We start from the raw sequence: 14,070 nt of genomic DNA, 5'->3' as shown, positions 1-14,070 counted from the left end.
AAATACTCTGTAACAATCACGCCCGTCGGCGTGTCGGGCGGCTCAGAGCGGCGCTCGGCGTACCGTCGCCAGCAGCCCCGCGGCGCCGACGAACAGGCTGGCGAAGGTACGGTTCACCAGCTTCTGCTGGCGCGGCGAACGCAGTACGCGTAGCACGCGCGCAGCCAGTCCGGTGTAGCCGGCCATGACGATCAGGTCGACGACGATCATGGTGCCGCCCATGATCAGGTACTGCGCCAGCAACGGCTGGTGCGGGTCGATGAACTGCGGCAGCACCGCGAGCATGAAGATCACCGCCTTGGGATTGCTGGCGTTGACCAGGAAACCACGCAGCACCAAGGTCAACGGTCGCCCTAGGGGGCGTTCGCCATCGGTGCTCAAGGCCTGTGGCGGCGCCTGCCACTGGCGCACCGCCAGGTAAACCAGGTAGGCCACGCCGAACCACTTGATCAGGCTGAAAGCCAGTGCCGAGGTCGCCAGCAACGCACCGACGCCGGCGGCGACGATGGCGATCTGCAGGGCCAGGCCGATCTGCAGGCCCAGCGCGTTCCAGTAGCCTCGCGCAAAGCCGTACTGCAACCCGCAGGACATCGAGGCGATGGCTCCGGCGCCCGGCGACAGGCTGATGGCCCAGCAGGCGAGAAAGAAGGCGAACCAGGTACTGACGAGCATTGCACACCTCGGAAAGCGAACGCGGCTGGCGGCGGGAACGAAAAAGCCAGTGTGCACCAAGGCGGAGCAGCCGCACAGGTTTTCCGACCACGCGCCTCGCCCAACCTTTGCGGGCGCAACCTGGCGGACAGAAAAAACCCGGCAGATGCCGGGCTTTCCCGAGGATACGCGCTCAGCCATGTTGGGCGGACCGCCGCGATGCGGCTATTCGCCCTGGCCCCGAACGCTCTCAGTCCGGCGAACCCTTGCGCAGCTTCACCGGCTCTTCGCCGCGCTTGCGCGCCAGGGCCCCGCGCAAGCGGATGTTCAGCGCCTCCACCGCCAGGGAGAAGGCCATGGCGAAGTAGACGTAGCCTTTCGGCACGTGCACTTCGAAGGACTCGGCCACCAGCACGGTGCCGACCACGATGAGGAACGACAGGGCGAGCATCTTCAGCGACGGGTGTTTCTCGATGAAGTCGCTGATGGTGCCTGCCGCCAGCATCATCACGCCGACCGAGATGACGATCGCCGCGACCATCACCGGCACGTTCTGCACCAGACCGACGGCGGTGATCACCGAGTCCAGGGAGAAGATGATGTCGATGATCGCGATCTGGACGATGATGCCCATGAAACCGTGGGCCTTGCCGCCGCTCTTCTGCTCTTCTTCCGCGCCTTCCAGGCTGTGGTAGATCTCCATGGTGCTCTTGAACAGCAGGAACAGGCCGCCGAAGAAGAGGATCAGGTCACGCCCGGAGATGCCCTGGCCGAACAGGTGGAACAGGTCGGTGGTCAGGCGCATGACCCAGGTGATCGAGAGCAACAGCAGGATCCGCGTGCCCATGGCCAGGGCCAGGCCGAAGAAGCGCGCCTTCGGTTGCTGGGCCGGCGGCAGGCGCCCGACCAGGATCGAGATGAAGATGATGTTGTCGATGCCGAGGACGATTTCCAGGGCGGTCAGGGTCAGGAACGCGACCCAGATTTCAGGACTGGCGAGCCATTCCATAGATGGTTATTTCCCGTTTTTTGTTGGAGTTGAAAAACCTGGCCCACGCCAGCGACGCACGGCTTTCTGGAAGAACAGGCTGTTGGGAACCTGCAGCAGCGGGCCCGGCGAGCCATCCTCGAGGGTTTCTTCCAGTGTCGTATACAAGAGATTGATGGCAACCACGCGTCCGGTGACGCCCGGTTTGTCGGCGCTATCGATCAGCTCCACGCGGTCGCCGATGCGGAACGGCCCGACGGTGAAGATCAGCAACGCACAGAACAGGTTGGAGAGCACGCTCCAGATGGCGAAGAAGGCTACCGCCGCCACCGCGGCGAAACCGGTCAGCGCGGTCCACAGCACTTCGGCGGACACGCCCAGGCGCTCCAGCACCATGATCAGTGCGCTGACCATGATCAGCCAGCGCAGGCCGCCACGCAGCGGCAGGAGCAGCTCCGGCGGCACCGGATAACGCTCGCCGATACGGGTCACCGTGCGTCGGACCAGGCGCTGGAGCAGCCAGGCGACCAGCAGGATGAGCAGGATCTGCAGCGCCACCACCAGCGGCCCGCTCCAGGTCTGCGTCAACATCTGCAGGTTATCCATCACTCACTGGCCTCCAGTTCTTTCTGCAAGGCTTCGAGGGTTTCCAGGGCCTCCAGCCAACGTTCCTCCAGCTCGCCTTCGCGAACCTTCAGGCTCGATTGTTCGGACAGCAACTCGCGCAATTCGTCCTTTCGCGATACGTCGTACAGGGCGCTGTCGCCCAGCCGCGCCTCGATAGCGGCTAGCTTTTCGTGCAGGCCGCCGAGTTCGCGCTCCAGCTTGTCGGCCTCGCGCTTGTGCGGCGCCAGCTGCTGGCGCAGCGCGGCCGCTGCCTGGCGCTGGGCGCGCTTGTCGGTGCGTTCGGTCGGCGCGCCCGGCGCGGTCTCGGCCTGCGGCGCCTTGCGCGCGCGATAGTCGACCAGCCAGCGGGCGTAATCGTCGAGATCGCCATCGAACGGCACCACGCGCCCATCGGCGACCAGGAGGAATTCGTCGGTGGTGCTTTTGAGCAGGTGCCGGTCGTGGGAAACCACCAGGACCGCCCCGGAAAACTCCTGTAGAGCCAAGGTCAGGGCCAGGCGCATTTCCAGGTCGAGGTGGTTGGTCGGCTCGTCGAGCAGCAGCAGGTTGGGCTTCTGCCAGGCAATCAGCGCCAGGGCCAGGCGCGCTTTCTCGCCACCGGAGAAGTTCAATACCGGCTCGTCCACCCGAACGCCGCGGAAGTCGAAGCCGCCGAGGAAGTCCTTGAGGGTCTGTTCGCGCTCGCCGGGGGCGATACGCTGCAGATGCAGCAACGGGCTGGCCTGTGGGTCCAGCGAATCGAGCTGGTGCTGGGCGAAGTATCCGATGGCCAGGTTCTCGCCGCGCAGCAGGCGGCCGCCCAATTCGGGCAGGTCCCCGGCCAGGGTCTTGATCAGGGTCGACTTGCCGGCGCCGTTGGGACCGAGCAGGCCGATCCGCGCACCGGGCACCAGTTGCAGCTTGACCTTCTCCAGCACCGCCTTGTCGCCATAGCCGAGACGGCCTTCGCCGAGATCCAGCAACGGCCGGGAGATCTTGTCCGACTCGCGGAAACTGAAATTGAACGGCGAATCGACATGTGCCGGCGCCAGTTCCTCGAGACGCTCCAGCGCCTTGATCCGGCTCTGCGCCTGGCGCGCCTTGGTAGCCTTGGCCTTGAAGCGGGCGATGAAGCTTTCCATGTGCGCACGCTGCGCCTGCTGTTTCTCGTAGGCCTGCTGTTGCTGAGCCAGCCGCTCGGCGCGGGTCCGCTCGAAAGCGGAATAGCCGCCGCGATAGAGGGTCAGCTTGCGGTTTTCCAGATGCACCACGTGGTCCACCACCGCATCGAGGAAGTCGCGGTCGTGGGAGATCAGCACCAGAGTGCCGGGATAACCCTTGAGCCACTCTTCCAGCCAGAGGATGGCGTCCAGGTCGAGGTGGTTGGTCGGTTCGTCGAGCAACAGCAGGTCGGACGGGCACATCAGCGCCTGCGCCAGGTTCAGGCGCATCCTCCAACCGCCGGAGAAATCACCGACCCGGCGCTCCATCTGCTCGCTGCTGAAGCCAAGCCCGGCCAGCAGCTTGCGCGCCCGTGCATCGGCGGTATAACCGTCGGCGTTGTCCAGTTCGGTATGCAGGCGCGCCAGGGCAGAACCGTCGTGCGCCGCTTCGGCGGCGGCCAGTGCCGCCTGGATCTCGCGCAGGCGACTGTCGCCGTCGAGCACGTAATCCACCGCCAGGCGATCCAGGGTATCGACCTCCTGGCGCATGTGCGCGATGCGCCAGTCGGCGGGCAACAGGCAGTCGCCGGCATCCTGGCCGAGCTGGCCGCGCAACAGCGCGAACAAGCTGGACTTGCCAGCGCCATTGGCCCCGATGAGACCGGCTTTCTGGCCGGCGTGCAGGGTCAGTTCAGCAGCTTCCAGGAGGCGCTGCGGCCCGCGCTGTAGCGTAAGATTGAGGAGTCGGATCATGGCGGCGGAGTTTATCAGTTTCGCCCTTGCGGAGCGTGAGGCTGTATGACTGGAAATGTCTGGAAATTCGCGGTGGACGTCTATGCCCAGCCGGGCGTGGAAACGGCTTGCCTCGCGCTTCAGGAGCAAGGTGCGGACGTCTGCCTGTTGCTGGTCGCCGCCTGGCTTGGCAGGCGCGGTGTGAGCTGCTCGAAAGAACGCGCCCAGATCCTGGAGAACGCCGCGCGTCCCTGGCGCGAAACGGTCATCGAACCCCTGCGCAGATTGCGTTGCGCCTGGCGCGAAGCGGCAACCCACGACGCCTGCCTGGCCGAACTCCGCGAGGAAATGAAGGCCCAGGAACTACGAGCGGAACGGGAACACCTGCAACGCCTGGCCGACCTGGCCACAGCCTGGCTGGAGGGCCAGGAGGCGAACCGCAGTGCGGATGCCTGGCTGCAGGCCTGCAGCCGGGACATCTGCACGGAAGCAGAGCGCCGGGCTTTGCTGGTGCTTGGCTCGGCGGCTTTGCAGACAGCGCCTTAGGAGGCGCTGGTCGGGGCGGCGCCGTTGTTGCCCGCGGCAGGCGTTGCCGAAGCAGCGCTGGAGGCGGCTGCCGGGGCGCTGGGAGTCGCCGCAGGCTTCGCAGCAGGAGCGGTGGCGGGCTTGGCTGCGGCAGGTTTCGCGGCTACGGGTTTCGCCGCAGGCTTGGCCGCCGGTTTTGCCGCAGGCTTCGCAGCCGGCTTGGCTGCAGGCTTCGCGGCCGCGGGTTTCGCCACAGGCTTCGCCGCCGGCTTGGCTGCGGGCTTCGCGGCTGCGGTTTTCGCCGCGGGCTTGGCCGCCGGTTTCGCCACAGGCTTCGCCGCCGGCTTGGCTGCGGGCTTCGCGGCTGCGGTTTTCGCCGCAGGCTTGGCCGCCGGTTTCGCCACAGGCTTCGCCGCCGGCTTGGCTGCGGGCTTCGCGGCTGCGGTTTTCGCCGCGGGCTTGGCCGCCGGTTTCGCAACAGGCTTCGCCACCGGCTTGGCTGCGGGCTTCGCTGCCGCGGTTTTCGCCGCAGGCTTGGCCGCCGGTTTCGCCGCAGGCTTGGCCGCAGGCTTCGCCGCTACGGTTTTCACCGCAGGCTTGGCTGCCGCCTTCGCAGCAGGTTTGGTCGCGGGTTTCGCCTTGCGGCTCTCCAGAGCCTTGCCAGCAGCTTCCTTCACCTTGCCGACACCCTGCGCCAGCTTGAGGCTTTCCTGTACGTCGCGCTTGAGGCCGACGATGTAGGTACGGGTGTCCGCCTGCCGGGCCTTCAGGGTATCCAACGCTTCTTCCAGGTCGCTGATGGTCTCGCGCGCCTTGGCCTGTGCCTTGGTCTTGCCGGCCTTGGCAGCATCCTGCAGCTTGGTGCGAGCCTTGTGCAGTTTTTCCTGGGCTTTGCCACGTTGCTTTTCAAGTTTGGCCAGGAGCTTTTCCGAATCGACCAGCGCTTGTTTGCACGCACCTTCCAGGTGCTCGACAAGGCTGTGGGAAAGTTGCTGCAACAGGTGCAAGGGGGTGGTGACGGGCTTCTTGTTGGCCGACATGACGTGCCTCCAGGCGGACGTGGTTGCGCCCATACTAGACCCGCACACCCCCTCTCGCCAACGGGTTCGATGTGCTACAAGCGACGTGCGCCAGGATTGCCCGCCGATTCGTCTGGAGAAACCGCATGCCGCGCCGCCTTTTCATCGGTCTTTTTCTACTGCCGCTGCCGCTTTTCGCCGCGCCCCCCAAGGACGAACTGGCCTATGCCGTAGGCGCCCGCCTGGGCACGCGCCTACAGCAGGAAATGCCCGACCTAGAGCTATCCGAACTACTTCTCGGACTGCGCCAGGCCTATCGCGGCGAGGCACTTGAAATCCCCCCCGAACGCATCGAACAACTTCTGCTGCAACACGAGAACGCCACGACGGAAACACCGCGGATCACACCCGCCGAGGCCCGCTTCCTGGCCAACGAAAAAGCCCGCTTCGGCGTCCGCGAATTGACCGGCGGCATCCTCGTCAGCGAATTACGTCGTGGCCAAGGTAACGGCATCGGCGCGGCAACCCAGGTACACGTCCGCTACCGCGGCCTGCTCGCCGACGGTCAAGTGTTCGACCAGAGCGAAAGCGCCGAGTGGTTCGCCCTGGACAGTGTGATAGAGGGATGGCGCACAGCATTGCGAGCGATGCCTGTCGGCGCGCGCTGGCGAGTGGTGATTCCTTCGGCGCAAGCCTATGGCCACGAAGGCGCTGGCGACCTGATCCCGCCCGACGCTCCGCTGGTCTTCGAGATCGACCTGCTGGGCGTCCGCTGAAATGCAAAAACGGCGCTCTCCCGCATGGAGACGCGCCGTTTCGTAACGACTCGCCGGTGAATCAGACCGGTACTGCCGAACCCTCTGCGCCGCTCTGGCTGTGGGCGTTGTGCAGGACTTCGATGAGGCAGTCCTCCAGCTCGAAGCGTTCGTGCAACTGTTGCCGCAGGACCTTCAGCTCCGCGATGAGGCAGGCTCCTTCACGGCAATCGCCGTTGTCGCAGCGATCGTTGAAGTTCAGCGCGGATTCGGTGATGGCTTCCAGCCGGGGGAAGATCTGCTTGGCCAGCTCCAGGCCGCGCTGATCGCCGAAGGCCTTGCCTTCCGCCGTCAGTTGCTCGTAGACCTCGAAGTGTCCGGCAGATACGTAGTCCAGCAGCAATTGGCAGAAATGCTGGAGTTCTTCGGCGTTGGGCGCCGGTGCCTGAATACCGCTCAGGGCATCGAAGGCCTGCACCAGTTGCTGGCGCTCATGCAGCCAGCGATCGATCAGTTGGTGCACGCCCCCCCACCGCTCTTGGGCATTACGGCAGCTTTCGAGCATGTTGTCCTCGCTTCCCTCTTCGGACGTCCCGGAGAATCATCGTCCGCTCCGAGACGCATTGCTGACGCACTCTCTGCGCTCTGTGGGAGAACGCCTGTGCAAGGGGCGGACTCCGGCGCTACGGAAAGCCAGATTATGCCCCCGGGATGACCCCATCAAGACGCCCGTACAGAAAAATTCATACGGATGTTTGATCGGTATCCCGCATCCGCTCTGGTTTTCGCCAAATCGATACGGCCGACGCTCGAGAGCTGACGAAAGGCCACGGGACAGCCCGCGTCAGGCACGTCGGAGGAACTGCACGATGGAGAAACCGAGATAGGCAACGAACGCCAGCAGGCTCCATTCCGGAATGCTCAGGGTGAACAGCGTCCAGCTCACCTGGGCACAATCCGCGGTGCCATGCAGGACCAGGCGGATCACTTCCTGGAAGGGAAGCGCCTGCATCATGTAGTCGAGGCTGGGCAGGCAGGCCGGCAGTTGGTCCAGCGGAACGGTCTGCAACCATACCTGGCGGGCGGCCGTGGCCCCGCCGCCGAGAGCGAGCAGGAACACCAGCACGGAGTAGATACGCCGCCCACGCAGGCCGGGCCCCTGGATCGCGCCAGCGAGGCAGGTCAGGCCGATCAGGATGAAGAAGATCCGCTGCACGACGCACAGCGGGCAGGCCTCCAGGCCAACCACATGTTCCAGGTACAGCGCCCCGCCCATGATGGCGACGCAGGCCAGGAACGCGAGAAGGAAAAGCTGACGGGGGCTGGCCAGGGGCATGGCGAATCCACAGGTACACAGGGGAAAGGCCGCCTACGGTAGTGGAAAGCCTCCGGCCGTTTCAAGCCGCAAGGCAGCTCTGCGGCAAGACATCCCGAATCATGCCGGGCGCCCGCGACAAGCCGCCACAGTCCTGCCGATGGAGCCGAACGGGGAACGCCGGGTGGCGTTCCCCATGCTCAAATGCCCGCCACCACCACGGGCAGCCCCGGAGTACGCCGATCGAGCAGGACCAGGCCCTCCTGGAACAACTGGTTGCTGCGCTCGACCTCGCCGAGCTGCGCCAGCAGGCGTCCCAGCTCGGCGCAGGTCTCGGCACTGCGCTGGAAGCTCAGGCTGGCCTCCAGGTATTCCCGGGCCTTGCCCCAGAGCTTGTTGACCAGGCACAGGCGCCCCAGGGTCAGCAGCAGGCCGGGATCGTTCGGATGCTCCTTGAGCCAACCTTCCGCGGCCTGCAATTGCTTGCCCGGATCGCGCCCGCGCACCTGCCCGTAGAGTTGCACCAGGGTCGCGTCGAAGCCTTGCTTGAGCGCATGGCGGAGGACTTCTTCAGCCTCTTCCTCGGCGCCCAGGCGAAGCAGTTGGGCGGCATAGCCCGCGACGATCGCCGGGTCTGCACGCAGCGCCGAAGGCACGTTCTGCCAGCGCTGGGTCAGCGGCTGCAACGCCGTCTCGCCCTCGTTCAGTCCACGCTCGCCGGCTTCCTGCAAGGAAGCCACCCAGGCACGGCGTTCAAGGTCGCGCAGTTCGGAATCCTTCAGCACACGCTCCTTGCGCAGCTCCGGCAGCAGGACGCAAAGGGCCTGCCAGTCGTGCTGGGTGACGTACAGCTGCTGCATCAGCCGCAATACCGTGCGGTGCTGCGGCTGGAGCCCGTGCAGCTCTTCAAGGGAATTGCGTGCCTGCGGGTAGTCGCCGCGATTGATCAGCAGTTGCGCACGGGTCAGGCCGACCAGCAATTGGGCGTCCGGCTCGCGCTCGCGAGCCCGGTTCAGCAGGTCGTCGGCCTCGTCGTAGCGTTCGAGTTCGTTGGCGGCCCGCGCCGCGCCGAGGTAATGCATCAGCGGCCGCTCGCCCATCTCCGCCGCCCGCCGCAAGTGACGCAGTGCCTGCGGCCAGTTGCCTTCGCCGAGATCGCGCAGGCCGCTGTGCTCGGCCATCTGCACGCGACGCCGGCGGTTGTAGCGCGACCAGGGGTTGACCACCCGCCCCGAGCTGCCAAGCAGGCGCAGGACCAGGCGCACCAGCACCACCAGCAGCCAGACCACCGCCAGCAGGGCGAGGAACGACCACAGGCTGGATTCGTAACGGAAGCTCTTGTAGGCGATCAGCACATAGCCGGCCTGCTCGGAGATCGCCAGCCCAACCAGCGTGGCGACCAGCACCACCGCCAGGACCAGGAGGTAGATGCGTCTCATGGACGGCCCTCCGTGGCCGGAGCCGCCTGCGCCTCGGGCACCAGGTTGCCGGCCGCCTCGCGGCGCGACACGTAGGCCTGCAAGGCGCTCAGGGCCGGTGCGAGGTCAGGGACCTGCACGGTGACCGGCTGCTTCGCCAACTCATCGATACGCAACTTCAACGCGCGGCTGTCGGCCAGCTCTACGTTGAAATAGCCGTCCAGCACGTCCTGGGCCTGCTTCAGCGCCTGCTCGTAGACTTCCTGCTTGCCATTCAGCGCCGCCCACTGGGCTTGCTCCAGGGCCAGGCCGATGGTCAGGCGCACCTGCGCCAATTGCTCGCCGGCCAGCAGCGGACGAATGTCCTGGCCGGCATTGAAATCGATGCGGATGTAGCGCGAGATCTTCTCCCACCACAGCTCCCAGGTGCTGTTGCCGTCGCCCCAGGCGACATTGCTGGCACCGCTTTCGCCTTCCTTGAAGGTCGGCGTGAGCGGTTGCAACTGGTTGACCTGCTCGCGCAACGCCGCCAGTTGCACGAACAGCCCGGTACGGTCCGGCTCCGGCAACGCGCGCAGGGCCTCGAGGCTGGCCGCCAGCTTGGCGCGGGCGGCATAGGCGCCGGGATCGTTCTGCGCGCGCAGGATGTCATCGGCGCCCTGCACCAGTTCGGTGGCGCTGCCCACGTCCTGCAAGGCGGACAGGCGCAGGCTGGCCAGGCGCAGCAGGTGTTCGGCCTCGGCCAGTCGCCATTGCTGGCGGCTCTGGCCGAGGACCTTCTTCAGTTGCTCGCTAAGATGCTGCTGGTCGCCCTGCAACTCCACCACAAGGCGTCGCCGGGCCTCCAGTTCGTCCGCGGTGGGCAAAGCGTCCAGGCGGGCAGCCAGTTGCTGGTTGCGCTGGGCCAGGGATTCAGTCTTGCCACGGGCATCTTCCAGCTGCGCCAGCTGGTCGCGCTCGGTGCCCTGCAACTGCTGGACCTGCCAGAAGCTCCAGCCACCCGCGCCGAGTCCCGCCACGCCAACCAGCAGGGCGAGCAACGCCAGGCCGGTGGCGGTACCGGAACGCCTGGATGCATCGGGTGCAACGGGAGAAGGGGTGGAAGTGGAAGTTCTTGCGTCGTCTTGGGGAGTGACTGCTTCGCTCACAGGTCCATCCTTTGGTCAAGAAAGTTCTAGGCGGCGCTCGTCAGGGCCGCCAGCAAGGCCGGCGCGCTCGCGCCCCGGCAATCAATCACCCGTTGCGCCCCCAGTTCGCGCGCCATCTCGGCGACCCGCGGGCTGGGTACGAACAGCGGCAACCGGCCTATCTCGGGCCAATCGGCTGCCGCCAACTGATACAGATTTTGCAAACCCTGTCCACTGCTGACCACCAGGCCGTTCAGGCGTTCCGCCCGCACCCTTGCCAGCAGCTCTCCGGCCGGATAGTCCGGAGCCCGGCGCCGGTAGAGTGGCAGGTAGTCCACCTGCACGCCTTGGCCGCGCAGGCGCTCGGCGAGGAATTCTCGGCCACCTTCGCCGCGCATGATCAGCACTTTCGGATCGTGCACGCGCAGGGAATCCTGGAACGCCGGCAGCGCCAGCAACGCTTCGCTGTCGTCGCCCTGTTCAGGGTAGGTTACGTCGAGGCCGTAGGCCTCGAGGATCGCCGCGGTCGCCGCGCCGACGCTGCACCAGGTCTGCTGCGGCGGCTGCGGCCAGTAGCGGTCGAGCCGCTCCAGCCCCAGGCGCGCCGCCGGCTTGCTGACCACCACCACCGCGCAGTAGCGGTCCAGGTCGAGCATCAGCGTACGCTGCTCCGGGGTTTCTTCCAGCGGATCGATCGCCAACAGCGGCAGGCTGCTGCTATGGACGCCCGCCTCGCCGAGGCTGGCGGCCAGGGCCGCGCACTCCTCGTCGGGGCGCGTCAGCAGGAGCCGCCAGCCGCTCACGGATGTCCGGCCTCGCCGTAGACGGCTTCGAGAATCGCTTCGGCGCCCTGTTCCAGCAGGTCCTCGGCCACCCGCACGCCCAGCGCCTCGGCTTCCGCCAGTGGCGCCCGCCCCTCGGCGCGCAGCAACTGGGTGCCATCAGGCTGGCCGACCAGGCCGCGCAGCCACAGTTGGTCGCCCTCGCGGATGGCGTAGCAGGCGATCGGCACCTGGCAACCGCCGTTGAGTCGCTTGTTCAGCGCGCGCTCGGCAGTGACCCGCAGAGCCGTGTCGGAATGGTGCAAGGGTTCCAGCAAGGCATGCAGGTCGCTGTCGGCAGTACGGCATTCGATGCCGACGGCGCCTTGTCCGCCGGCGGGCAGGCTGTCGTCGACATTGATCGAGGAGCGGATGCGCGACTCGAAGCCGAGGCGGATCAGGCCGGCGGCGGCGAGGATGATCGCGTCGTATTCGCCGGCATCCAGCTTGGCCAGCCGGGTATTGACGTTGCCCCGCAGGAAACGGATCTGCAGGTCCGGCCGGCGCGCCAGCAGCTGCGCCTGGCGGCGCAGGCTGGAGGTGCCGACCACGCTGCCGGCGGGCAGTTGCTCGAGGCTGGCGTAGGTGTTCGAGACGAAAGCGTCACGCGGGTCTTCGCGCTCGCAGATGGTGTAGAGGCCGAGCCCCTCGGGAAAGTCCATCGGCACGTCCTTCATCGAATGCACCGCGATGTCGGCGGCGCCTTCGAGCAGGGCGGTTTCCAGTTCCTTGACGAACAGGCCCTTGCCGCCGATCTTCGCCAGCGGTGCGTCGAGCAGCTTGTCGCCGCGACTGGTCATCGGCAGCAGGGTGACGGTCAGGCCAGGATGAGCCTGCTCCAGGCGCGCCTTGACGTATTCGGCCTGCCACAAGGCGAGGGCGCTCTGGCGAGTGGCGATGCGGATTTCGCGGGACGACATGGGATATTCCGTGCACAGGGATGCGCCCATGATAACAGTTCGAACCCGAGTGCGCGGACGCTGGGCCCGATAGCCGCACCCGGGTCGCTGGCGAACCGCCGACCGCCGTCAGAGCTGATGCATCAGACGCCTGACCCCGGCCACGTGCCGCCGGCTGACGGTCAGTGCATCGCCGTCGAGGCCTTTCAGGTAGAGCTGGAAATGCCCCAGCGGCGTACGCTGCAGGCGTTCGATCCGTTCGCGGGCGACCAGCGCGTTGCGGTGGATGCGCACGAAGCGCTCGCCGAACTCGTCTTCCAGCGCCTTCAACGGCTCGTCCAGCAGCACCTCGCCCTGCGCATGGCGCAAGGTCACGTACTTGTGGTCGGCAATGAAGAAGATCACCTCTTCCAGCGGGATCAGCTCGATCCCCTTGCGGGTCCGCGCACTGATGTGGCTGCGCGGACCGCTGCCGCCGGAGGCCGGGGGCTTGGTCAGCGCGGCCAGTTGCACGCGGTTCGGTCGCGAGGCTTTCTTCAACGCCTCGGCCAGGTCTTCGCTGCGCACCGGCTTGACCAGGTAGCCCACGGCGCTGACCTGGAAGGCTTCCAGGGCGAATTCGTCATGGGCCGTGCAGAAGATCACAGCCGGCGGCGCTTCCCGCTCGCAGAGTCTGGCCGCGACCTGGAGGCCGTCCAGACCGGGCATGCGGATATCCAGCAGGACGATATCGGGCTTGAGGCTGTCGATCAGCGTCAGCGCTTCTTCGCCATTGCTGGCCGAGGGCTCGAGGACGCGATAGCCGTCCAGTTGCCCTACCAATCGGGCCAGGCGCTCTCGCGCCAGAGGTTCGTCATCGACAATCAGGACATTCATAAGCTCAGGCTTCCTGCATGAGTCGCGCACATGGATAGCGTAGACAGGTGTAGTGCCGTCCGTCACGGCGCTCGACGCTGAGACTCGCTTTAGGCCCGAAAAGTGCCCCAAGTCGTGCATCGATATTGTGTAACGCCTGTCGCGTGCCTTTCGACGGGGGCGACTCGAGCGCCTCGTCGTAGGGGTTGCTCACACATAGCTGGAACACTCCTTCACGATAAACCGCCTCGACCTGCACCAGGCCACCTTCGACCCGCGGCTGGATGCCATAGATAAGCGCATTTTCCAGCAGCGGCTGCAAGGTCAGTTGGGGGATCGGCAGGTTGGCCGGCACCCCGTGCACCTGCCAGTCCAGTTGCAGGCGATCGCCAAGACGATACTGCTCAATGGAAAGATAGCGCCTTGCCAGCGCCAGTTCCTCCTCCCAGGAAACTAAAGTACCGGGCTTCGCCAGGCTGGCCCGGAACAGGTCGGACAGGTCCAGCACCGCATGCTCGGCCTTCAGCGGGTCCAGCTCGATCAGGCTGGCGATGCTGTTCAGGCTGTTGAACAGGAAGTGCGGGCGAATCCGCGCCTGCAGCGACTCCAGGCGCGCCTGCAACTCGGCCTGCTGCTGCCGGCGCCACTGGCTCTGCAGGTAAAAGTAGCGCAGCACCAGGGCGGACATGATCAGCGCGATCAGCGCGTGCCGCAGATACAGATTGACCTCGCCGGCACGCGTCAGTTCTCCGCCCAGCTGATAGTGCTCGGCGACCGCCGTGCAGCCCAGGGTGAGGGCCACCACCAACAGGCAGCAGGCACTCCCCGCCAGCGCCACCGGCAGGCGCGCGAGCAATGGCCGCAGGCGGCAGAACAGCGCCGCCGAGAGCAGTACGATCCACTGCACGAACAGCGACGCCAGGGCCAGGCGCACCCAGTTGAAGCTCGGCGTCATCGGCTCCGCCAGCACCAGCACAAGCACCAGCAGCTCCGCCAGCAGCACCAGGGTGAACAGGGCTTCGGCTTCGCAGAGCTCGGGAATGAAGAAGTCGTCTTGGACGGCCGGCCGGGTCGAGCGGCCGGGCTTGGATCGGATAGGCATCGACAGAGTTTCCGCAAGGCCCGTGGCGCCCGCAAGACAGCCGCGGGCGTACGGGCGAAATAAAGCACCGAAATGCCATCTGCCGCAAAAAACC

15 protein-coding genes are annotated in these 14,070 nt (G+C 66.2%); 2 read left to right on the top strand and 13 right to left on the bottom strand.

All coding sequences use genetic code 11. The features are described 5' to 3' along the window. Positions 1–42 precede the first annotated feature (42 nt). From AC4OR5_RS08265 to AC4OR5_RS08250, 4 genes are all read right to left on the bottom strand, one after another. Complete coding sequence (locus tag AC4OR5_RS08265) at positions 43–672, bottom strand: LysE family transporter (RefSeq protein ID WP_003096365.1); 630 nt, start codon at positions 670–672, stop codon at positions 43–45. Between the two features lie 229 nt (positions 673–901). Further along, positions 902–1,660 carry a TerC family protein gene (locus AC4OR5_RS08260; RefSeq protein ID WP_003123699.1) on the bottom strand — a complete coding sequence of 253 codons (759 nt, stop codon included), beginning with the start codon at positions 1,658–1,660 and terminating at the stop codon, positions 902–904. A gap of 6 nt (positions 1,661–1,666) precedes the next feature. Beyond that, positions 1,667–2,245: a mechanosensitive ion channel family protein gene (locus AC4OR5_RS08255; RefSeq protein ID WP_003123700.1), complete on the bottom strand. Its 579-nt coding sequence runs from the start codon at positions 2,243–2,245 to the stop codon at positions 1,667–1,669. Further along, the gene (locus AC4OR5_RS08250; RefSeq protein WP_031693195.1) at positions 2,245–4,161 is read right to left on the bottom strand and encodes an ATP-binding cassette domain-containing protein; all 1,917 of its coding nucleotides are present in this window, start codon (positions 4,159–4,161) and stop codon (positions 2,245–2,247) included. The genes AC4OR5_RS08255 and AC4OR5_RS08250 overlap by 1 nt, the downstream gene beginning before the upstream one ends. Before the next feature lie 45 nt (positions 4,162–4,206). On the opposite strand from AC4OR5_RS08250, the gene AC4OR5_RS08245 reads away from it, so the two are divergent. Beyond that, a complete protein-coding gene (locus tag AC4OR5_RS08245) occupies positions 4,207–4,686 on the top strand; it encodes a TIGR02444 family protein (RefSeq protein WP_023094253.1) in 480 nt (159 codons plus the stop codon). Here the strand turns inward: AC4OR5_RS08245 and algP are convergent. Continuing rightward, complete coding sequence (algP, locus tag AC4OR5_RS08240; protein WP_058161019.1) at positions 4,683–5,705, bottom strand: alginate regulator AlgP; 1,023 nt, start codon at positions 5,703–5,705, stop codon at positions 4,683–4,685. The genes AC4OR5_RS08245 and algP overlap by 4 nt on opposite strands. Positions 5,706–5,830: 125 nt before the next feature. Here algP and AC4OR5_RS08235 point away from each other — a divergent pair, with 125 nt between their 5' ends. Beyond that, the gene (locus AC4OR5_RS08235; RefSeq protein ID WP_058161018.1) at positions 5,831–6,460 is read left to right on the top strand and encodes an FKBP-type peptidyl-prolyl cis-trans isomerase; all 630 of its coding nucleotides are present in this window, start codon (positions 5,831–5,833) and stop codon (positions 6,458–6,460) included. Positions 6,461–6,521: 61 nt separating this feature from the next. Here the strand turns inward: AC4OR5_RS08235 and rsd are convergent, their stop codons facing one another. The 8 genes from rsd to algZ form a co-directional block, all read right to left on the bottom strand. Then, entirely contained in the window at positions 6,522–7,004 is a 483-nt protein-coding gene (gene rsd / locus AC4OR5_RS08230; RefSeq protein ID WP_003120370.1) for a sigma D regulator, read from the bottom strand. A gap of 279 nt (positions 7,005–7,283) precedes the next feature. Continuing rightward, a complete protein-coding gene (locus AC4OR5_RS08225; RefSeq protein WP_003099230.1) occupies positions 7,284–7,775 on the bottom strand; it encodes a disulfide bond formation protein B in 492 nt (163 codons plus the stop codon). Between the two features lie 179 nt (positions 7,776–7,954). Continuing rightward, positions 7,955–9,193 (bottom strand): heme biosynthesis protein HemY, encoded by a 1,239-nt coding sequence (locus AC4OR5_RS08220; protein WP_058161017.1) that lies wholly within the window; start codon positions 9,191–9,193, stop codon positions 7,955–7,957. Then, on the bottom strand, positions 9,190–10,320 hold the full coding sequence (locus tag AC4OR5_RS08215; protein WP_003096392.1) for a uroporphyrinogen-III C-methyltransferase: 1,131 nt from the start codon (positions 10,318–10,320) through the stop codon (positions 9,190–9,192). The genes AC4OR5_RS08220 and AC4OR5_RS08215 overlap by 4 nt, the downstream gene beginning before the upstream one ends. 26 nt (positions 10,321–10,346) lie before the next feature. Next, positions 10,347–11,102 carry a uroporphyrinogen-III synthase gene (locus AC4OR5_RS08210; RefSeq protein WP_003114032.1) on the bottom strand — a complete coding sequence of 252 codons (756 nt, stop codon included), beginning with the start codon at positions 11,100–11,102 and terminating at the stop codon, positions 10,347–10,349. After that, positions 11,099–12,040 (bottom strand): hydroxymethylbilane synthase, encoded by a 942-nt coding sequence (hemC, locus tag AC4OR5_RS08205; RefSeq protein WP_015503830.1) that lies wholly within the window; start codon positions 12,038–12,040, stop codon positions 11,099–11,101. Before hemC ends, AC4OR5_RS08210 begins: the two co-directional genes overlap by 4 nt. Before the next feature lie 108 nt (positions 12,041–12,148). Beyond that, entirely contained in the window at positions 12,149–12,895 is a 747-nt protein-coding gene (gene algR / locus AC4OR5_RS08200; protein ID WP_003096397.1) for an alginate biosynthesis regulator AlgR, read from the bottom strand. 4 nt (positions 12,896–12,899) lie between these two features. After that, positions 12,900–13,976: an alginate biosynthesis two-component system sensor histidine kinase AlgZ gene (algZ, locus tag AC4OR5_RS08195; protein WP_058134490.1), complete on the bottom strand. Its 1,077-nt coding sequence runs from the start codon at positions 13,974–13,976 to the stop codon at positions 12,900–12,902. Between the last annotated feature and the right edge of the window lie 94 nt (positions 13,977–14,070).

The sequence above is a fragment of the Pseudomonas sp. YA1 genome (assembly GCF_058680555.1).
This window is presented reverse-complemented; position numbering and strand designations above follow the sequence as displayed.